Below are 21,086 nucleotides of genomic sequence, written 5' to 3' on the forward strand. Positions count from 1 at the left end.
CGGCTTGATCACAACTGAACTCGTTTCCCTGTAGGAGCGAGCTTGCTCGCGAAAAACCTGAGAGCACTGCGGGGTGTCAGGCTCCCCGCGTTATCGTTGACGTCCATCGCGAGCAAGCTCGCTCCTACAGGGCCGAGCGTTAGCTCGCCTGCAGCTCTTGATCTTGATCCACCCGCCCCCTCGGCAGGCTGAGTGGAGGTGTTCATCCGGGGGGAGGCGCGCAGCGCCGTTCGGCGCAGCCGAACACATCGAGAGGAGGTCGAGCGAAGCCGACCGGAGGCGATGCCCCCGGATGAATGCCGGAGCGAAGGAACCCCGAGCCTAAGCGAGGGGCCGTACGTCAGGGGCGAGCGTTTTTTTGCTTACTTTTTTGCTGGGCCGGCACTCCGGCGCTTGTAAAAAAAGTGAGTCGCCGTAAGGGCGAAACCATAAGCCGCCGTTACCGCAGAAACGGATATGTACACCCGTAAAAATCCACGCCGCCTGACACACCGCTTTCGCGGGCAAGCCCGCTCCCACAGGGATCCAGGGTTGCCCACAACATGTGTGAACGACACAAATCCAATGCAGGAGCGCGGCTCAGGCAGACACCACTTCAACCACCGGCATGTGCCAGCGCTGATTGACCACCTCCTGCCCAGGCCCATACAAGCGCAGGACCAGGGTGAACGCCCCGCTTGCCGGCGTCGGCAACCAGTTGCTCTGCACAGGCGGAGCGGCGTTCTGCAGGATCAACGTCAACCCACCATCTGCATCCTCTTGCAAACTATCCCGGCTGCTCAGGCAGTAACGATTGATCGGGTTGGCCACCAGTTGCCGGTCCGGCAAGTCATACAACGTCAGCGACCAGAACTCGCTGGCCGGTGGCAATTGACCCGGTGCGAAACGCAGGCGATAGCTTCGCCCGCCCTGCAAGGGTTGCCCCTGATTATCCAGGCGAGCGCCGGTGTAGAAGGCCTCTTCCACGCTGTTGCCGTAGATGCCGACATTCGCCGCGACAGCGCGGTTGAGGTAATTGCCGTTCAGCGCTTGGCGAGTGCCGAACAGACCGAGGGTGGTACGTACCTGGCTCACCGCGACTTGCAACTGCGCCTGGGCGTCTTGAATCCCGGCGAGCAGTGCCTCGCGCGTTGCTTGCGGCAACGTCGCCGGGTCGAAACCCTGGCCGGGCACGATGCCGATGCGTGCAAAGCGTGCGCGCAAGGCTTGTTCGGACGGTTGCGTGGGACACAGGCTGAGGATCTGGTTCAGCGCCGGGATAAACTCCAGCCCCAACCCGGTCTTGCTATCCCAGGGTTGCCAGTCAATCGCCGGCGCAGCCACAGGCAGTGCACTACTGATGTACTCATGCAACGAACGCAAACCGTATTGCTGCTGCAAGGCACGCACCCCTGGCAGGTCCCCGGCGTTTTTCAGGCCCGTTCTCCCAAGCACCATGACGATTTCGGTTTCACTGCGCAGCACGGCCTTGACGCCGTCGGGTGTCGGGCCTTGCCAGTCGGGTCCGGCGATCAGGTAATTCCCCGCATCGCGACCGGTGCTGAGCACACCGACATAGGCAAAGTTATGGGTGTACTGGTCGACGAGTTGAAGCACGTAATAGCGGTCGTCAGGCACGGCCGGCACACTCAACACTTGCGGCTCGCTGCGCAGGTCGAGCCAGGCCCAGGAGTACGGCGTGTCGTTGTTCGGCGTGACGATGTCGCGGTTGTTCGGGGTAAACAACTCGCTGTAATGACGAAAGCGGTTGAAGCCGCCAACGTACTCTGGCGCGGCCGGGTTGAGCGCCTGTTTTTCCATGGTCTGGTAATGCATGAGCATGGGGTACGCGTAAATCCACGCCTCTTTGGCAATCTGCCGCCGGTCATCGGAATCAGCGGCCAGCAACCAGCGTGGGAACATCAGACCTGCTCCCAATACCCCCATGCCGCCCAGCACCCGGCGGCGACTGAAAATCAGGTTCATGATTCGATCCTCGCAATCGTCGGCAACTGATAACTCCCGTCCAGTGCCCCACCCTTGGGCAGGTACAGGCGCAACAGCAGGTTGAACGGACCTTGCGGCGTCGGCAGCCAGTTGCCCTGCGGCGCAGCCTTGGGCGCATCGGCTTGCAGGATCAGGGTCAAGCCGCCGTCGGCATCGTATTGTAGACCAGGGCTGCGATCGCCCAACGCGTAACGCTGGATCGGGTTGGCGGTCAGCAACTGGGTTTTGCCGTCATATAAGGTCAGCGACCAGAACGCATTCACCGGCGGCAATTGCCCGGCGGGGAAATGCAGGCGATAGGCGTGTCGACCGTCGAGCGTCTGCCCCTCGGCATCGTGCAGTGCCATCGGGTACAGCGCTTCCACCGCATCGTTGGCGTAGATGTAACGCCAGGCGACCGCGGCACGGGTCAGGTCGTCGTCACCAAACTTACCAACGTTGGAAGGCGACGGGAACCAGCCCTGCTGCTCCACTGACAACTGGCTCGACGCTGCGCGCACCTGCTCGCGGCCGGCTTCGGCACCTTGGGCGACGGCTTCGCTCAAGTCCGCCGGGGCCTGAAACTCGGCCCCCGGGTTCACGCCGATGGCGGCGAAACGGGCCAGTTTCTTTTGCTCGCTGGCGGTCCACTGATGCAAGGGTGCCAGCGCGTTAAACGTGTTGAACAGCGCCTGTGCCGGCCCTTGCCTGGTGTCCGCATACGCTGGCAGTTGCAGCGGTGCCAACGGTTCAGGCGCCGCGCCGCCACTCACTCTGGACAGCGGTTGCAAGGCGTAGCCCTTCAGCACTTGCGCGGCGTCTTTCTGATCCGCTTCGCCTTTGACTTCGGTCCGCCCCAACAGGAATACCAGCCGACTCGGCGAGCGAATCACAGCGCTGAAACCCGATGGCACTGGCCCTTTCCAGTCCGGCCCGAGAATCAGGTAGCGCCCCGCCTGGTCACCCGTGGCGCGGGTGCCGATGTAGTCGAGGTTGTCGGTGCGCATGTCCACCAGTTGAAAACTGTAGTAGCGACCTTGCACGGCCGGCACGTCCAGCACCATCGGTTCGCCGCGTAAATCCAGCAAGGCCCGGGAATAGAAGGTGTCGTTGTTCGGCGACACGACTTTGTTGTCCTGCGGGCCAAGCAGGCGCGGTTCGCTATAGAGCTTGTTGAACGGCAGCTTCGCGGCGATGGCACTGAGTACTTTGTCGTGTTCGACCGTGGCGTAGGCGAACACATAAGCCTCTTGGGCCAGTGCCTTCGCCTTGGGTTGATCGAGGGTTGCTGCGTGAACGGTGCCCAGGCTTGCGCCCAGGGCAAGAGCAGATATCCAGTAGCGCACGGTAGATCTCCTTTAGATAAACATCGGCACACACAGATCCCTGTGGGAGCGGCGATGCGGCGACCCGACTTGCTCGCGAAAGCGGTGTGTCATTCACTAATGATGTCGACTGACACGGCCCCTTCGCGAGCAAGCCCGCTCCCACATTGGACTTGTGGTGATTTGGCGAATGGTTACTTGGCCCAGCGCCGCAGGTCCGACGGGGTGTAGTCGTCGGTCTTGGCGGCGAAGCCCACGCGCATCGGTTCAGTCTCTTCGTTGGCCAGGCCGCCGGCGTAGTAGCGTCCGGAGATCAGGTCATAGGAGGTTTCCAGCACGTTGTAGGTGAAGCCGTGGTCGTACTGTTGAATCGCGTGCAGTTCACCGCTGCGCCATAGCTCACCGCGACTGTCGTACTGATCCGACTGGGCGATCTGCCAACTGTCCTCATCCACATAAAAGCGGCGCTTGGCGTAGATGTGCCGCGCACCGGGCTTGAGGGTCGCCTCCACCACCCACACGCGGTGCTTCTCATACCGGGCCAGGTCCTGATTGACATGGTTGGGCTTGATCACCGCGTCGTACTTGAGGTCGCGGCTGCCGATCTTGTAGCTGTTGTAAGGGATGAACAGCTCTTGCTTGCCCACCAGTTTCCAGTCGAAACGGTCCGGCGCGCCGTTGTAGCCGTCGATGTTATCGGCGGTGATCAGGCCATTGCTGTAACGGGCGCTGTTGTCATAGGCGATCATCGGCGCGCGACGCACGCGACGTTGCCCCGGCAGGTATTGCCAGGCCGAACGCGGTTCGGCGACCTGGTCGATCGGCTCGTGCACCAGCACCGCCTCACCGGACAGACGCGCCGGTTCCAGCACCCGGCTCTTGAACATGAACAGGATGTTGGAGCCCGTCTCCAGCCCGCCGACGGTGTCGGCGAAATTGATCAGTGACTGATTGCGCACATAGCTGGTGGCGCCGTTTTCACGCACCAACGCCGAGCTGCTGATGCGCTCATAACTGCCGCCCCGGTAACGGGTCATGTGGTTCCACATCACCTCCAGGCCTTCGGTGGGCAGCGGAAACGGAATGCCCCGGACGTAGTCATGCAGACCGTTACCGCCGTCGGCCATGCTGGTTTTGGCGACGTTGTCGCGGCTTGCCGTCAGCACATCCCTGGGCAGGTTGGCGCTGCGATGGGTCGGGTAGATGTTCATCTTGTAGGTGTCGGGAAAGCGCTTGAACAACGCGACTTGCCCAGGGCTGAGAAACCTCTCGTACTGCGTGACGTTCTTCGCCGTGATGGTGAACAACGGTTTCTCCGCGGCATACGGATCGCTGTAACCACCCTTGCTGTCAACGGTACCGGCGTTGGCGGCAAGCCCTCCGGTCCAGGCGGGAATGCTGCCATCGGCATTGGCTGCCATTTCCGAGCCCATGGGGGTCAAGGTCTTGCCCAGTGCCGCCGAATCGGTGCCTTTGGCCTGAGCCAGGCCGACGGTGCAGGCCAGGGCCAGCACGCACAATTGCATACGCATAACGGTTCTCCTTAGAAGTCTGCCTTGAGGCTGATGGATGCGAAATCGCGGTCGTCGAGGGTGCTGTAGTCGTTGGAACCGAAGAACGCGTTGTAGGCCAGTTCCACGCTGTAATCGTTCATGTAGACGCCGGTCAGGCTCACGCCCAGGGCTTGCTGGCCTTCCTGGAACGGCCCTTGCGGATCGTAGGAATAACCCTCGACGTCATGCCGCCAGTTGACGGCCGGAATCAGGTTGATGCCCGGCAACACGTCGCTGTATTCGAGGCTGGCGCGCAGGCGATAACCCCACGACCACTCGGTGGCAAAGCCCTTGTCGGTGCAGTATTGGTTGGTCACACCGGAAGCCACCGTGTTGCACGGCGTGCCGTTGCGCGGAGCGCTGCGGCCGAACGCGGCGTTACGGCCCAGGCGCTCGTCCCCGAGATCGTCGATGTGCACCACGCCGGCTTCGCCGAACAGACTCAGGCGTGTGGCGCCCAATATGTTGTCGAAGGCCTGGGTCGCCGAACCGGTTGCCTGCCAGACGCCTTTGCGCTCCCACGCATCGAACGGGCTGCCATTGGTGGTGCTGAAACCGGGCGGCAACTGCACCCAGGAACTGCCCCCCGCCCCGGAAATCACGGCGACGTTGACGTCGGGCGCGTTGATCGCCAGCGGCATGTTCGGTCGGTAGCTCAACTCACCGGCCAGGGAAATCCCGCTGACAGGTTCAACGCCGTTGAGGCTGATGCCATACAGGTGAATGTTTTCCGGGAAGGCCGCCGCATAGCTCGGCCCCTGGATGCCACCGGGAAAGGTGCCGGGCAAGGCGGTGTTCCTGGCATTAATGGTGAAATACGGCAACCGCGAGTGATAGTTGATGTAGTAGATCGCCGCTTCGGCATCGTTCAGCGCCGGGATCATCTGGCGCAGGGCAAAGCCGAACTGGCCATAGTCGGACGGCGACTCGTTGCCCCGGGACGTGGCGAACAAACCCGCAGCCTGCATCTGTTGATCGGTCTGTACCTGACTCAGAAACAGCGGCCCGCAACCCGGCTGGATCACATCGCTGCTGGCGAAGAAGGTGCCGCAACCGTCGAGGACGCTGGGGCGCCAGTTGTACTGGTAGAAACCTTCGAGGTTGGTGGTGTCGGTCAGGCCGAAGCTGAACGACACCATCTCCACCGGCAACTGGCCTTCCTTGATTTCCACACCGGGGCGGTTGAACGCCGAGATGTCCAGCGGGTTGATCACGTTGATGCCGTTCTGGATCAGCAGCGATTCACCCCAGGACAACACCTGGTTGCCGACCTTCACACTCAGCGGATGCTCGGCCACCTGGAAGTCTTTCCAGACGTAGGCATCGAGCACCTCAAATCCCTTGAACTTGGCCAGGTCATCCCAGCCCGAATCATCGAAATCCTTGAAACGGCCGTTACCGGTTTCATAGGCGTGGTCGTACCAGTATTTGAAACGAATGAACGCGCCCTGGCCCTGGCCATCGAGACTGAAATCGGTAAGGCCCTTGAAGAGCTGCGAGATGGGGTCGCCCTTCTCGAAGTTGAGCCGGTTGTCGTCGGCGCTGACGCTGCTGCCATTGGCATCCACGCCCTGGGCCTGCAAGGCATTGGCGCGGGTCATCAGGCTTCTATCGGGGTTTTGCGTCGACCAGCTGCTGCCCAGGCTCAGGCTGGTCTTGGTCGACAGGCTCCAGTCTTCGTTGAGCTCAAATGTGGTGGCGTACGTCGGCCCCGTGAGTACAGCAAGAATCGCCAGCGCAAGGGGTTGCGGACGGGTATGGCCAAGCCGGTGCAGTCGTTGGCGGACTCCGGCTGTGGCCGAGCGTTTTTTTATCATTATTAGGCTCCGGTCTGGTTTGCTCAGCCCGGACACGGTGCCCAACTATCGAGCGAGACACGCAAGCGATGGCCGACAAAAAATAATCATCGGGGTGGCTGCGTGGCAGGCGGTATTTTTTGAAGGTGTGCATATCCGTTTTTGCGGTAACGGCCGCTATTGGTTCCGCCCTTACGGCGGGTTACTTTGGAAGAGCCTGTAGGAGCGAGCTTGCTCGCGATGGAGGTCAACGATGATGCGGGGAGCCTGACACCCCGCGGTGCTCTCAGGTTTTTCGCGAGCAAGCTCGCTCCTACAGAGAGCAGAGCAAAGGCAGGGCTGCGTACACCCATGCTCTTCAACACTCATCAGGCCGAGCGTTAGCTCGCCTGCAGCTCTTGATCTTGATCCACCCGCCCCCTCGGCAGGCTGAGTGGAGGTGTTCATCCGGGGGTGGGCGCGCAGCGCCGTTCGGCGCAGCCGAACACATCGAGAGGAGGTCGAGCGAAGCCGACCGGAGGCGATGCCCCCGGATGAATGCCGGAGCGAAGGAACCCCGAGCCTAAGCGAGGGGCCGTACGTCAGGGGCGAGACCTTTTGGTTCCTTTTGGCTGGGCCGGCACTCCGGGCGTCTGCCAAAAGGGACTCGCCGTAAGGGCGAAACCATAAGCCGCCATTACCGCAGCAACGGATATGTACACACCCTATAAACCAAGGCGAAACTGCTTAGGCGTAATCCCGAACTGCTTACGAAACGCCCGAATAAAATTACTCGGCTGCCGATACCCCAACCGCTCGGCAATCCGCTCAATCGGCTGATCGCCCGCCGTCAACCAGTGCCGCGCCAACTCCAGGCTGTCGCTACGGCTATGTTGCGCCGCAGCAGTCTGCCAGTGCCGCAACATGCTCTGATGCAAAAACGCATTGGCCCCCAAAAGAGGCTCATCGAGACTGCCCGGCGACAAGATCAGGCAAGGATGCCCACCGGTTTGCACCTCGACACCAACACTACGCAACCACTGCCCGGCAGCCTGTTGCGGAGTCAGGCGGACAGCGACAAACACCTGCGCCGGTGCCCGCCCCAGACGCCGGGCGATGTTGCGCACCAACGTCAGGGTCGCCGCATCGAGAGCAAAAAAATGCGGCTGCCGGTCAACACTGCGCAAATGCAAGCGAGCCTGCCCGTCACCCTCCTCCAGTTCCGCCACCACGTAGTTGGTCACCCGTGGCAGAAAATCAGTGAAACACGCCAGGCTCGCGCGCAGGGTCGCAGCGGAGTCCAGCAGAATGTTCAACCCCCGCAACGTGGTGGTCGCCATGCCGTTGACCAGTTCGCAGCCAAACGACACCCCTGCGCCCGCACGCTCGCATTCGTTCCACAAGCGTTCAACCAGGTGCGCGGGCACCTGCAGGTCCTGACCTTCGAGCAACGACAGGCAGATGCCGGCCCGTTGCAGCAATTGCTCCTGGCACAGTCCGGACTGCCGGGCATGGCTGAGAATGGTGCGGGTAAAGGCGCTGGAAATGAACGGTTGGCTGGTCATGGCACGTTACGGCGAGAAGACAGGCGTGTACTTATGCCAGCCTCTGTGCTATCGATCCAATGCATTAAAAGTATCCGCCAAATGCAGGAAACGCATGATGGATCTACGCCAACTCCGCCACCTTGTCGCCCTGGCCGATTACCGCAATTTCGGCCGTGCCGCCGAGGCGATCAATCTCAGTCAACCCGCCTTCAGTCGCAGCATCCAGACCCTGGAACGTGATCTCGACTGCGTGCTGGTGGAGCGCAGCAGCCGCGAATTCCGCCTGACCGGCCAGGGTGAACTGGTGCTCCAACATGCCCGGCGCCTGCTCGCCGGCAGCCAGGCCTTGCACAACGAACTGACGCAATACAACGGCCTGACCGGTGGCGAGTTGCGCTTCGGCTGCGGCCCCTATCCGGCCCAGTTACTGGTGCCCGAGGCATTGGCGGAATTCATTCAGGCTCATCCGGCGATCCGCATCAGTTTTCATCAAGGTGACTGGGAACAATTGGCGCTGTGGCTGCGGGAACAGCAAATCGAATTTCTGGTGGCCGACGCACGCTACTTCACCGGCGACCCGCAGTATCAGGTGCAACTGCTGCGCCCGCGCAGCGGACGGTTCTTTTGCCGCATCGGTCATCCACTGGCCATGTGCGAAAACCTGTCCCTGCGCGCCCTGCTCGATTACGCGGTGGTCGGCACGCGGATACCGCCGATGATCCGCAAGATCCTCGCCGACGTGCAGGGCGAGGCAGACTTCAACCCGAGCGTTGAGTGTGCGCAATTCGATGCCATCCGCCGCGTGGTCATGCGCTCCGACGCGGTGGGCATCGCCACCGTGGAGGCCCTTGCCGAACTGGTCGATCAGGGCCAGATCCGCCTGCTGGAATTTGCCGATGTGCCCAAGGATGATCCCGGCCTGCAACTGCACTATGGCATCGTCAGCCGCGCCGGCCACTCCCTGACACCGGCCGCGCTGGCGATGGTTGAGGCGGTGCTGACGGTTGACCGGCGCTTGCTGGCATCGAATTAGTCCTGCTGAAAACGCACAAATCCCTGTAGGAGCGAGCTTGCTCGCGATGGTGTATCAGTCGACACAGCGGTGAATGACACTCCATCGCGAGCAAGCTCGCTCCTACAGGGTTTGGCGTCACATTCAAATCACGCGCGCCGGGCGAACGACTGCAATACCCGGGGCTCACCGAGGGCGCGCAGCAGGCAATGCATCGCCTCCTCGCGGCTGCGCTCGAAGCGATAGCGCGACTCGATGTACAGCGCCAGTTTCAACTCCACCGGTTCGTCCAGGGGCAGCGGCACGTGTTGCAGGCCCAGCACACTGGCGACCCGGCTTGGCAGGCTGATGCCGAACGGCTGGCGGTCGGCGATCAGCTTCGCGGCCAGGGTGCTTTGGGTGCTCATCGCCACATGGCGGCGCAGGCCCTTCAAACCGAGTTGCAAGTCCACCGGGCTGAGCCCGTCGCGGCGGCTCGACACCTGAATCTGCGGCTGCTCCAGATAGTCCTGCAGAGTCCGCGGCGGTTCCTTGAGTGCGGCTCCATAGGCGAATACGTAATGGTCGGCGGGCAATGCCTGTTTGTGCAGGCCGGCAAGCCCGGCCAGCGGCTGGTCGAGGTCGATCAGGATATCCAGCTTGCCGCTGGCCAGGTCCTGCAAGGCATCACGGCGCCGGGGCTGAAAGTAACGTACCTGCCAATCGGCGTGGGGCGACTCGAGCAAGGCATCGAGCAACACCGGTTGCAGACAATCCAGACAACTGATGCGCAGCAGCGGATTGTTCTGCCGCGCGGCGGGAATCATGCGCAAGCCATCGCGCAACGACTCGAGCGCTGCACGCACGTAGTCGGCCAGACGATGGGCGACCAGTGTCGGCGTCACGCCCAGGCGACTCTTGATGAACAGCGGATCGCCGCACAATTCGCGCAGGCGACGCAATGCATTGCTCATGGCCGGTTGCGACAGGCACATCACCTCGGCGGCACGGGTGACGCTGCGCTGCTGGTAAATCGCATCGAAGGCGAGCAACAGGTTCAAATCGAGCTGGCGTAAATCAAGCATGGTCTTGCTCCGACAAATCGCTTAACTTCGGGCAGCCTAACCAGTGTTCCGGGACAAGCTGTGAGCCCTACATGACAAAAAGCGATCAGCCACTGCACGACCGATCAACCCCCAATGCGTTCTACGCGCCGACCCTGTTGCCGGCCATCGAAGAGTTGCTGGCCCGCGGTGTGTCCCGGGACAGCATCGAAGGCCTGTTTCGTCGCAGCCTGTTCGAGTTGCGCACGCCATTCATGCGCATTCCGCTATTCATGTCGCGGCGCTTCTGGGCGTTTGCCCTGGAACAGAGCGGCGACCCGCTGATCGGCCTGGCGGCCGGTCGGCGTTTCGTTTCCACCGCCACCAACGGCCTGACGTACTTGTTCGACGTGGCCGCCTCACTGGACAGCGCCTGCCAGTATTTCGTGCACTTCTTTCCGTTTTTCAACGGGCACTTCCGGGCGCAGATCGTGCGCGGCGCAGACCGCATCGAACTTCGCCTGCTCGACTGCGGTAGCGTGAAAGCCAGTGCAGCGACCGCCGATTACATCCTCATCAGCCTGTGCAGCATGTTGCGGCGCAAATTCCTCGCCAGTGGCCTGGAACGTGATCCGATTCTCGACGTTGGCCTGGTTGGCGCTTGCACGGCCAACCCGCAGGAACATGAACAAGCCTTCCGCGCACCGGTGCAATGGGGCCAGGCGCAGCACTCGATCCGCCTCGATCCGCAACTGTTCGTCATCCCGTTGACACCGGGCAATCATGAACTGGAACACACGCTGGTCGAGTTGCTGGAGCAGACCCGACGCAACAGCGAGCCGACCTTGCTGGAGCAAGTCTGCGACCATTTGATCACCGACCTCGCCGAGGCCAACTGGCAGCAATTCTGCACCACCCAGCATTTGCTCGAGCGCACCGCAGCCCGACGCTTGAAGGCGTTGGGCTGGAGCTTTTCAGAGCTGCTCGACGAGTACCGCCGCTACCGGGCCGAAGACTTTTTGCAGGGGACAGACCTGGAGCTGGTGGAGATTTCCGACCGCCTGGGCTACAGCGATGTGCAAAGCTTCAACCGTGCGTGCCTGCGATGGCTGGAGTGCGCGCCGGGCTTGTATCGAACCCGGCGAGGCCAATGAAAAACCACACTCGTGCGCCACGGGTGCTTTTGGTTTTTGCGTCCCCCCGGTTTCCAGCTACAAATGATGAGTGGGTTGAGTGTCCAAAAACCTGACAGCGCTTGTCACGGGGCGGACGTCGAGGGATGGCTTCGGTTTCAGCGATGGTCAGGCGCATGGCTCAAGGCAAGTACTGCTCCGACATCGACTCGACAGGCACTTGACCAATAGGTTGTTGGACATTTTTTAACACCGGCATTGCGCCATCTATGCGTAAGAACTGTCGAACTTTGGGCAAAATCGTCATTAATTCAGTGACTCAAACCCGACGCATTCAAGCAGCTGCAGCCCTTGTATTTCAAGGCCCACGACCGTCTGTCGCTTTCTTGAGGTTTTCGCCAAACAGCCAAAATCGGGGGGAAACCCAATAGTAGTGCGACTTTGATGGCAATCGCCCCCACATTTGGGGGTGTCTCACCCCTTTAACAGGCCGGATTGCCGACACGGATTGCCGAGGCTGGTCTATACACCATTTGACAGTCCTGTTTTGCAACTCTCCACCGTTTTACGAGGCGCTAATATGGATGTAAGCGTATTTGGTACAGGCTATGTTGGCCTGATACAAGCAGTTGCACTGGCCGATGTCGGACATCGCGTCCTGTTGCACACCGGCGAACACGCCGCAATGCCCCTGAAGTTGCTGCGTAGCGTGACCGAGGTCAACGACCACCAGCGACATATTCTGTTCAGCAAACTCAAGGCGCAATTTCCCGGCGGACTGGCCGGTAAATCCATCGCCGTGTGGGGCCTGGCGTTCAAACCCGACACCAATGATATGCGCGAAGCACCCAGCCGCTACCTGATGGAAGCACTCTGGGCCGAAGGCGCGAGCGTGCAGGCCTACGACCCGCAAGCCCTGTCCGAATGCCGGCGCCTTTACGGTTACCGCGACGACCTGCACTACAGCGGCATTGGCTTGCGCCACATCGTGCCCGAGGCCGTACGTCCATGAAGACTCTCGTCACCGGAGCGGCCGGTTTTATTGGTGCTCGATGAGGGACTGGGGCGCTTCGTTGCCTGGTCCCGCACTTACTACTGACTGCCTGTCACCCACGCGGCTCAACACTGCGGAGAATTTATGTCTGGACACGAAAAAAGTGTGCCACTTACCAATATGCGTAGGGACAAGCGCCTGGACCCCGAGCAGCGCAGGCGCATGGATGCCGCCATTCACATGCAGGGCCGTGGCTGGATGACCGGTCGCGAAGGTGGCCGGCCGTGGACCCTGTCGCGCACCAACCGCGTCCTGGCCTGCTTCAGTGCGTTGCTGATCCTGGTGCTGATTTCTCCGGTGCTGCTGGGGCTGGCGCTGGCCATCAAACTCACCAGTCCGGGGCCGGTGTTGTTCGTGCAGAAACGCACCGGTTATCGCGGCCGCATGTTCGGCATGTACAAATTTCGCACCATGGTCGCCAACGCCGAGGAGCTCAAGGAGTCCCTGCGACACCTGAACAAGCACGGCGCCGACGCCATCGATTTCAAGATCGACAAGGACCCGCGCATCACCGGAATCGGCGGCTTCCTGCGGCGCACCAGTCTCGACGAGCTGCCGAACCTGCTCAACGTGGTGACCGGCGACATGCGCCTGGTAGGCCCCAGGCCGACTTCGTTCAATGCCTACCGGTACAAGAATGAACACCTCGTGCGCCTGAGCATCTACCCCGGCATGACCGGCCTGTGGCAAATCTCCGGGCGCAGCAATATCGACTTCGACCAGCGCGTTGAGTTGGACCTCACCTACATTGCCGAGCAGAGCCTGCTGCTTGATTTGAAGATTCTGTTGAAAACCCCTTTCAAAGTGTTCAGCGGTCACGGAGCGAGTTAAATGGACGGTTCATCGGCTAAAAGCCTCAGCATTGCCAGCCCGAGCGAGTCCAACCTGACATCGACCGTGCTGGATCAGAACCTGCGGATCCTTTTCCTGACTGCCGCCAACTCCGGCGCAGGCACCACCACCAGTGCCCTGGCGCTGGCCAGTCAACTGGCGAAGATGAGCAGCGGCCTGGTGCTGCTGGTGGATGCCAGCCAGTCGGCGACCAACCTCACGCAACAGTTGGGGCTGAGCAAGGAACGGGGGTTTCGCGACTTGTTGTTCAACACCCAGAGCCCGCCCTTGTTGCAGGACTGCGTGGTGGACGTCTCCAGCCTGCCCTTTCACGTTCTGCCATTCGGCCGCTACTCCCGTGGCAACGAACACCTGACACCCGAGCGCCTGAGCCCGCTGCTCGATCAACTCGGCATCCGCTACCGCTTCGTGGTGATCGATGGCGACGCGGTGTATTCGGCCTCCGACACCCTGGTCATCAGCACCCAGGTGGACGGCGTGGTCCTGGTCGTGCGCTCGGAAGACACCCGCTGGGAAGTCGCCCAGGCCGCGGCCCAGCGCCTGAGCCAGGCTGGGGCAAAACTGGTCGGCAGCGTGTTCAACCGACGCAAGTACTACATGCCCGAATGGCTGTACAAAAACCTGTGAGCAATCAGACAAGGATGACGCCATGAACGCCAAGATGCTTGTCCTGCTGTTGCTGCCCCTTGCAGGTTGCTCCAGCACTTCCTCCGACGAATCACAAAGCATGCCGGTGCAAATCCTCACGGCCCCACCGGCCAACGCCCAGGCCACTGACGTGCCCAAGGTCGAGCAGACCCTGCGCCCACAGGATGTGCTGGACGTGATCTTCCACATCAGCACCAGTGGCTCGGCCGCCTATCGCGTGCAGTCCGGGGACACGATCGCGCTGAACTTCACCGCCGCCAGCCAGTTCAACGGCAACCAGTTGGTGCTGCCCGATGGCACCATCGAACTGCCGGGGGCCCACACCACAGTGAAAATCGAGGGCCTGACCCGCGATGAAGCACGGGACGCGATTCAGCGCGCCTACGATCGCAAACAGCTGTTCCAGCCCAACCGCAATCAGCTGTCAGTGATGGTGGTGAACCCGCTGGCCAATGAGTGGAACCTCAAGTCCGTGCTCAACCACCCTACCACCGGCATGAGCCGGGAAATCACCGTGGGCACCGACGGCTACGCCAGTTTCCCGGAAATCGGCGCCGTGCCGCTGCAAGGCATGACCGTCGACCAGCTGGCGGCCTACCTCAATAAACGCTACGCCACCCTGCCGGGGCGCATGACCGTGGACGTGCTGCTCAAGTCCACCGCCGGCAACGAAATCTATGTACTGGGTGAAGTCGGCCAGCCGGGCTCCTACCCGATCCGCCGCCCGGTGTCGGTGCTCGAAGCCCTGACCATGGCCCGCGGTTCCAACGCCAAGGCACGCCTGGACTCGGTGATGATCATGCGGCGCAACGGCAACCAGGTGGTCGCGCACCGTTACGACGCAGAAAAAGCCTTGTCCGGCGACGCCACCCAGATCGCCTACCTGCAAGCGGACGACATGCTGTACGTGCCCAAGACCAAACTGGCCAGCGCCGGTGAGCTCGCGCGGCAACTGGCGGACGTCGTGTTGTTCCAGGGCATGGGCCTCAGCTTCAGCTACCGCGTCGACAACAAAGACGACAGCAGCAATTGACTCTTAGGTGATACATGAATCCAAAGGAAAACTACCTGCATGAGTTCTTCAGGATCTTCTTCGCCAACAAGCAGTTGGTGAAGCGAGTCTTCCTGATCTTTGCGGTGATCGCCGTGGTCTTGCCGCTGTTGCTCAAGCAGAGCTTCGATATCACCGCACAGGTGATTGTGCAGTCCAAGAAAATCTCCCAGGGGGATGCCACCAGTACCCTCAATCAGGAAAACGCTTCCTTCATTCCCCCGTCGCTGGCGGACATGGAGACCGAGAGCAATATCCTGCGTTCGCCGGCCCTGATCCGCCAGACCATCGGCCAGTTGCGCGAAAAGGGTGAGTACACGCCGCCCGTGAGCGCCTTTAACAAACTGCTGGTGCAGCCGTTCAAACGGTTTGTGAGCAACCCCGTTCGCGAGCACGTGATCAACCCGGTTCGCAGCCTGCTCGGGCTGCAGACCGATCCGGTACGCGACACCGTGCTCGATGCCCTCACGCAGCAAGCGTCCGGAGCCCTCAAGGTCGAAACCTTGCCGGGCTCCAACGTGATCTCGATCGTCTACAGCTTCCCTGACCCGGCCCAAGGCACCCGTTTCGTCAGCGCCCTGCTGCAAAACTACCTGGTCAGCCGCCAGGAAATGCAATCGATCGACCTGCCGCAGAGCTTCTACGAGACCAAGAAATTGCAGTACCAGGTGCGTCTCGATGGCCTGGAAGCCAATCGCCTGGCCTTGCTCGAAAGCATCGGTTCGTCCAACCCCAAGGAAGAAATCACTTTCCGCCTCAACGCGATCAACACCGAGGAGCAGGCACTCAACCTGTATCAGGACCGACTGCTGCAAAGCCAGCGCTGGCTCGATTACCTGAAAGCCAACCTGGCGACCGCCAACAACGCCAAATTCAACGACTACACCTTCCCCTACACCTTCACCACCACGGTCGACAACGTCGCTTTCGAAGACCGTGAAATCAAGCAACTGGGTGAACAACTGACGACCCTGGTCGGCCGCTACATGGACGACCTGGCGATCTTTCAGCCCGGCAGTGAGCCGATGCAACTGGCCCGCGCGCAAATCACCCGCACCCGTGGGCAGTTCCTGAAGATTGTCAGCAACCGGATTCAGGAGCGCACCAGCGACCTGGCGACGATCAGCTCGGTCATCGACCAGAAAACCGCGCGCATTGCCGAGTTCAAGAATCGCATCCATCAATTGCAGGAAACCCGGAGCAAGCTGCGGCAGTTGGACACCGAGATCAATGCGCTGCATGCGGCGTTCTCCACCTATGCCCAGCGCTTCGCCGAAAGCAGCACGGCTCGCGCGCTGGACAACGACCTGTCCAACGCACGGGTGCTCAGCCCGCCGTTCGAACCGACCGAAGCGGCGTTCCCCAAACCGATGCTGATCATTCCGTTCGGCCTGCTCACCGGTTTGCTGCTGGCGATTGCCCTTGTCTATGTGCGTGAGTTCTTCGACCACCGCTTCAAGCACCCTGCACAAATCACCCATGAACTCGGCTTGCCGGTGTTGCTGGTGATCAACGATCAAAACACCCTGCCGAACAACCCGCACAAGAACTGGAGTGTTCCAGCCCTCGTGCACTGGGTACGCAATTGAACGCACCGCTCGGCGCCACCCACGACCTGCCGATCATTCATTTGCTCAGCAGCGGCGGCTTCTATGGGGCCGAGCGGATGCTGCTGGACCATTGCCTGGCGACGCCGGGGCAGCATCAGGTGCTGTTTCTCGATGCGCCGCCAGAACTGATCGCGCGTTTTCGCCAGGCCGGCGTGGATTGCCTCGGCTGTGCGGGCCTGGGCGCGTTGCTGAGGCATTTGCGCCAGCGCCGGGACCAGCGGCCATTGATCAATACGCACAACTTCAAGGGTTTGTTGTTCGGCTGGGTCGGCGCCACATTGTTGCGCCTGCCGCTGGTGATCACCCAGCACGGCTTCACCCCGCGCAGTCGCAAGCAGAAGTTCTACACCTGGCTGAGCCTGCAACTGTGCCGCACGGCCTCGGTGGACCGGGTGGTGTGTGTCGCCGAAAGCATTGCCGCGCTGCACCGTCAGGCCAATGTGCGTACGGACAAGTTGCAGGTGATCCCCAATGGCCTGCCGGAGGCCAACGACCTGCTGCCGCACAGTGGCGCACGTCAACGTTGGCTGGCCGGTTACGTCGGGCGCCTGAGCAGCGAAAAAGGCCCTGACCTGTTTCTCGATGCGCTGATCCCGTTGTGTCAGCAGTACCCGCAACTGGATGCGGTGATGCTCGGCGATGGGCCGGAGCGGGAAAGCCTTTTGGCACGGATCGACGAGGCAGGCTTGCAGGCGCGCATCACATTGCCGGGCTACCAGACCGACATGCGCGCCTGGTGGCGACAACTCGATGCGCTGGTGATCAGTTCGCGCACCGAAGGCACGCCAATGATTCTGCTCGAAGCGATGCAGGCCGGGGTGCCGGTGGTGGCCTTCGGCGTCGGCGGGATTCCGGATGTCTTGCAGGACCGCCACAACGGCCTGCTGGCGGCACCCACCGATAGCACGGCCCTCGCCCGCCAGATCGGCGCGCTGCTGGCTGACCCGGCCCTGGCCGGCGAGTTGATCGACAACGCAAAACGCACGCAACGGGATCGCTACGACCTCAAGGTCCTGGCCGAACGCTGGTCGCAGCTTTACATCCGGACTGCACGGGAGGCACGCGCGTGATTGTTCCGCTCTCGATCGTCAGTTTGCTCGGCCTGGTCTGCCTCGGATTGCTGGCCAGCCCCTATCCGTATCTGGCGCCGGGAGCGGTGCTGGGCCTGGTGGGTGTCGCGGTGCTATACCGCAAACCGGCCTGGGGCTTGCTGGGCATTGTCGCCATCCTGCCTTTCGAGGGGCTGTTCACGGGCAACGCGTTATCCGGCTCCAAGTTCCTCGGGGCCTCGCTGGCACTGATCCTGATGCTGCAACTGGCGATTCACCAACTGCCGGCCGAGCGCCTGCGCAGCAATATCTGGCGCTTGCTGGTCGGGTTCATGGTGCTGTACCTGCTGAGCCTGTTGAACACTGACGACATGGATATGTCCCTGGGCCACCTGCGCGAATTGAGCGTCGGCCTGATTCTGTTTGTCATCACTCTGCTGGTCGGGCGTGAGTTGAACCTCGACCTGTTCGCCAAACTGGTTGCCATCAGTGTCGCGATGACCTGCGCCATGGCGATGTTTTCCGCCAAGTACCAGGACGAGGGCCGTGCATCCGGCCTGCTCAACGACCCGAACAGCTTTGCCCTGATGATTGCCTTCGCCGTGCCCTTGGCGCTGTTGCTGGTGGTGCACAGCCCGAACCGCTTGCACCGGTTGTTCTGGGGTGCCTGTGCCCTCTTGCTGCTGGGCGGCATGACCAAGACTGAATCCCGCTCGGGGCTGGTGGTGTTGTTCCTCAGCCTGTTGATCGGCGCGTGGCATTACCGTGCGCAGTTGCCACGCATCCGTCCGCGCCACCTGGGCTTTGCGATGCTCGGCCTGGCCATTGTGATTGCGCTGGGGCTTTATGCGATGCCGCCCGGTTACGTGGCGCGTATCCAGTCGCTGAGCATCCTCAGCTCCGGGGCCAAGAGTCAGGACCCGTCCCTGGGCCGTCGCGCCTCCTACATTGTGGTCGGCAGCGCCATGATCACCAGGAACCCGTTGCTCGGCACTGGCCCCGGCACGTTCCCGCTGCACTACGCCACCACCGGTTATGCCAAGACCTTTTCCGTCAGCGGCAAGACCGAGGACCTGTACCGTCGTGCCCACAACACCTACCTGGAGATCTTCAGTGAACTGGGGATTCCCGCTGGCGTGATGTTCGTCGGCATGCTGGCCCTGGGTTTGTACAACCTGATCCGCGCCCGCCGCGCCTGGCTGTTGCGACGAGACGGGCATCAGGCCGATCTGATGACCCACCTCGGCGTGAGCTTTCTGTCGTTGACGTTGTTCCTGATGTTCCTCAGCGCGCCGAACCACAAGTACCTGTGGATCATGCTCGCGTTGACCAGCGTGCTGCGCACTAAAGCCGAAGAAGCCCCGACGACGGAGGTCAAGGCATGAACCGCATCAGTATCGTCATCCCGATGTACAACGAGGAGCAGCACATCGCCCGGACCCTGCTCGCGGCACGACATGCCGCCGAGGCGGCCAACATCGAGTGCGAGTTGATCGTGGTCGACAACGGCTCCGACGACCAGGGGCCGGACATTGCCCGGCAGTTCGGCGCCCAGGTTCTGGTCCTGCCCGGCCTGCTCATCGGTGCATTGCGTAATCGCGGAGCGGCGATCGCCAGCGGTGAATGGCTGGCCTTTATCGATGCCGACGTCGAGATGCCCGAGAACTGGCTCAAGCTATTATTCGATCTCGAGTCCGGAGGCCAGGCCGATGTCATTGGCCTTGACCTGCACACCCCGGCCGAAGCGCCGTGGTACGCCGACGCCTGGCAGCGCCGCACCTTGCGCCCCGATACGCAGCCGCTGCATGTCGCGCAATGGTTGCCCAGTTCCAACCTGCTGATGCGCCGTCGCTGGTTCGACAAGGTCGGTGGTTTCAATGAACGACTGCGCACCGGCGAAGACAAGGAGCTGACCATGCGTCTGTCCGATGCTGGCGCCAGACTGCTCTCGGTCAACCAAAGCGTGGCGCTGCATTGGGGCTACGAAGGCAGTTGGCGGGAATGGACGGGCAAGGAATTGTGGCGCCAGGGCAGTCATCTGCAACTGCTGCGTACCCATGGACCCAGCCTGCGGTTACTGCGTTTTCCGCTGCTGTCGATTGCCGTCTGGGTGATCGATTTCGTGGCCATTTTCGCCCTGTTCAACGGTTTCCCCCCTCATGGGGTGCTGATGCTGCTGCTGACCGTCCTGCCCGCACTGGCCCTGAGCGTGCGCCAGAGTATCAAGCACCGCGACATGCTCCTGACCCTGCAACTCTGGGGTCTGCACTGGGTACGCCTGCACCTGGCGGGTGCCGCGTTTATCCTCAGCCTTTGTCATTGGAATGCCAGGAGGCCCGCCCGTGGCTGAATTCATTTACTGGTTGTGCCTGTTGCTACCGGTTTACGCCTATCTCGGCTATCCCCTGATACTGACGTTGCTGGCGCCGTTCTACCCGGCACCGCGCCATGGACAGGCACAACCGATGGACGTGAGCATCGTGATTGCCGCGCACAACGAAGCGCGGCATATCGAAGAAAAACTGCGCACCGTGCTCACCCAGGATTATCAGGCCCGCTCGCTGCACATCATCCTTGCCAGCGATGGCTCGACCGACGACACCGTGGCTTGCGCACGCCGGGTCGAGGACCCGCGCATCACCGTGCTCGATCTGCCCCGCCAGGGCAAGGCTGCGACGCTCAATGCCGGGGTCGCGATCAGCAGTGGCGAGATCCTGGTGTTCACCGACGCCGACAACCAATGGTCCACCGACACCCTCGGCCACTTGCTCGCGCCGCTCAACGACCCGCAGGTCGGAGGCTGCGCCGGGCATATGGTAATCCCCGTGACCGGCAAGGGTTTGAGCGTGGGCGACAGCCTGTATCGGCACTATGAAGGCTGGCTGCGCTACGTGGAAAATCGTACTGGCTGCATGGTCTCCGCCGACGGCGCATTGCTCGCCCTGCGCCGCGAGTTGTTCCAGAACGTGCCGGCGGAGGTCAATGACGACTTCTTCATCAGCACCTGCGCGCCGGTGGCGTTCAAGCGGATTGTCTACGTGCCCCAGGCCCGGGTGATCGACCAGGGCGTGGACGAAGCCGACAAGCAATTTCGCCGCCGCCAGCGGGTCACGGTGGGTGGCCTGCAAAGCCTGGCCCAGCGCCGGGAGCTGCTGAATCCGCTGACCCACGGCCTGTATGCGATTGCCTTGATCAGCCACAAGCTGATCCGGCGGCTGGCGCCGATCCTGTTGCTGCCGTTGCTGCTGAGCAATTTCTGGCTGTGGGAAGACCACGGTTTTTATCGCCTGAGCCTGATCGCACAACTGCTCGGTTACACGATGGCCATTGCCGGCCTGCTGGATTCGCATCACCGCTTGCCCAAACCCTTCCGCCTCGCCGCGTTCCTTCTGGTGACCCTTGCCGGGATGAGCATCGGCCTGTGGCAGTTCCTGCGCGGTCGACGTTACGCCCAATGGAACCCCGAGCAAAATCGATGAGAGGCGCGTGC

General features: G+C 61.7%; 16 protein-coding genes and 1 pseudogene. 11 read left to right on the forward strand and 6 right to left on the reverse strand.

From position 1 onward, the window contains the following. Window positions 1-579 precede the first annotated feature (579 nt). From PMI29_RS00395 to PMI29_RS00375, 5 genes are all read right to left on the reverse strand, one after another. A complete protein-coding gene (locus PMI29_RS00395) occupies window positions 580-1,965 on the reverse strand; it encodes a DUF1254 domain-containing protein (protein WP_008004654.1) in 1,386 nt (461 codons plus the stop codon). After that, a complete protein-coding gene (locus PMI29_RS00390) occupies window positions 1,962-3,311 on the reverse strand; it encodes a DUF1254 domain-containing protein (RefSeq protein WP_008004656.1) in 1,350 nt (449 codons plus the stop codon). The genes PMI29_RS00395 and PMI29_RS00390 overlap by 4 nt, the downstream gene beginning before the upstream one ends. Window positions 3,312-3,484: 173 nt before the next feature. Beyond that, window positions 3,485-4,822: a DUF1329 domain-containing protein gene (locus PMI29_RS00385; protein ID WP_008004658.1), complete on the reverse strand. Its 1,338-nt coding sequence runs from the start codon at window positions 4,820-4,822 to the stop codon at window positions 3,485-3,487. An 11-nt stretch (window positions 4,823-4,833) separates the two neighbouring features. Continuing rightward, window positions 4,834-6,660 (reverse strand): DUF1302 domain-containing protein, encoded by a 1,827-nt coding sequence (locus tag PMI29_RS00380; RefSeq protein ID WP_008004660.1) that lies wholly within the window; start codon window positions 6,658-6,660, stop codon window positions 4,834-4,836. A gap of 683 nt (window positions 6,661-7,343) precedes the next feature. Then, window positions 7,344-8,183, reverse strand: a complete 840-nt coding sequence (locus PMI29_RS00375) for an AraC family transcriptional regulator (RefSeq protein ID WP_008004662.1) — start codon at window positions 8,181-8,183, stop codon at window positions 7,344-7,346. A gap of 94 nt (window positions 8,184-8,277) precedes the next feature. Between PMI29_RS00375 and PMI29_RS00370 the strand changes: the two genes are divergently transcribed. Further along, entirely contained in the window at window positions 8,278-9,198 is a 921-nt protein-coding gene (locus PMI29_RS00370; protein WP_008004665.1) for a LysR family transcriptional regulator, read from the forward strand. A gap of 128 nt (window positions 9,199-9,326) precedes the next feature. Here PMI29_RS00370 and PMI29_RS00365 read toward each other — a convergent pair whose 3' ends face one another. Further along, window positions 9,327-10,241 (reverse strand): LysR family transcriptional regulator, encoded by a 915-nt coding sequence (locus tag PMI29_RS00365; protein WP_008004667.1) that lies wholly within the window; start codon window positions 10,239-10,241, stop codon window positions 9,327-9,329. A 71-nt stretch (window positions 10,242-10,312) separates the two neighbouring features. Between PMI29_RS00365 and PMI29_RS00360 the strand changes: the two genes are divergently transcribed. The 10 genes and pseudogenes from PMI29_RS00360 to PMI29_RS00315 all read left to right on the forward strand — a co-directional run bounded on the left by PMI29_RS00360 (window position 10,313) and on the right by PMI29_RS00315 (window position 21,075). Beyond that, window positions 10,313-11,353, forward strand: coding sequence for an AraC family transcriptional regulator (locus tag PMI29_RS00360; protein ID WP_008004669.1), 1,041 nt, complete (start codon window positions 10,313-10,315; stop codon window positions 11,351-11,353). A 631-nt stretch (window positions 11,354-11,984) separates the two neighbouring features. Then, window positions 11,985-12,344 (forward strand): annotated as a pseudogene (locus tag PMI29_RS00355) (UDP binding domain-containing protein); the annotation flags it as partial. A gap of 126 nt (window positions 12,345-12,470) precedes the next feature. Then, on the forward strand, window positions 12,471-13,217 hold the full coding sequence (locus PMI29_RS00350) for a sugar transferase (protein ID WP_008004674.1): 747 nt from the start codon (window positions 12,471-12,473) through the stop codon (window positions 13,215-13,217). Continuing rightward, on the forward strand, window positions 13,218-13,865 hold the full coding sequence (locus PMI29_RS00345; RefSeq protein WP_008004676.1) for a CpsD/CapB family tyrosine-protein kinase: 648 nt from the start codon (window positions 13,218-13,220) through the stop codon (window positions 13,863-13,865). A 22-nt stretch (window positions 13,866-13,887) separates the two neighbouring features. After that, complete coding sequence (locus PMI29_RS00340) at window positions 13,888-14,919, forward strand: polysaccharide biosynthesis/export family protein (RefSeq protein WP_008004678.1); 1,032 nt, start codon at window positions 13,888-13,890, stop codon at window positions 14,917-14,919. Window positions 14,920-14,933: 14 nt separating this feature from the next. Next, window positions 14,934-16,526: a GumC family protein gene (locus tag PMI29_RS00335; protein ID WP_008004681.1), complete on the forward strand. Its 1,593-nt coding sequence runs from the start codon at window positions 14,934-14,936 to the stop codon at window positions 16,524-16,526. Next, entirely contained in the window at window positions 16,523-17,617 is a 1,095-nt protein-coding gene (locus tag PMI29_RS00330; protein ID WP_008004683.1) for a glycosyltransferase family 4 protein, read from the forward strand. The genes PMI29_RS00335 and PMI29_RS00330 overlap by 4 nt, the downstream gene beginning before the upstream one ends. Then, the gene (locus PMI29_RS00325) at window positions 17,614-18,981 is read left to right on the forward strand and encodes an O-antigen ligase family protein (protein WP_008004685.1); all 1,368 of its coding nucleotides are present in this window, start codon (window positions 17,614-17,616) and stop codon (window positions 18,979-18,981) included. The genes PMI29_RS00330 and PMI29_RS00325 overlap by 4 nt, the downstream gene beginning before the upstream one ends. Then, window positions 18,978-19,946: a glycosyltransferase gene (locus PMI29_RS00320; protein ID WP_008004686.1), complete on the forward strand. Its 969-nt coding sequence runs from the start codon at window positions 18,978-18,980 to the stop codon at window positions 19,944-19,946. The genes PMI29_RS00325 and PMI29_RS00320 overlap by 4 nt, the downstream gene beginning before the upstream one ends. Beyond that, window positions 19,939-21,075: a glycosyltransferase gene (locus tag PMI29_RS00315; RefSeq protein WP_008004688.1), complete on the forward strand. Its 1,137-nt coding sequence runs from the start codon at window positions 19,939-19,941 to the stop codon at window positions 21,073-21,075. The genes PMI29_RS00320 and PMI29_RS00315 overlap by 8 nt, the downstream gene beginning before the upstream one ends. Window positions 21,076-21,086 lie beyond the last annotated feature (11 nt).

This window comes from Pseudomonas sp. GM49, from assembly GCF_000282355.1.
Taxonomy (GTDB): domain Bacteria; phylum Pseudomonadota; class Gammaproteobacteria; order Pseudomonadales; family Pseudomonadaceae; genus Aquipseudomonas.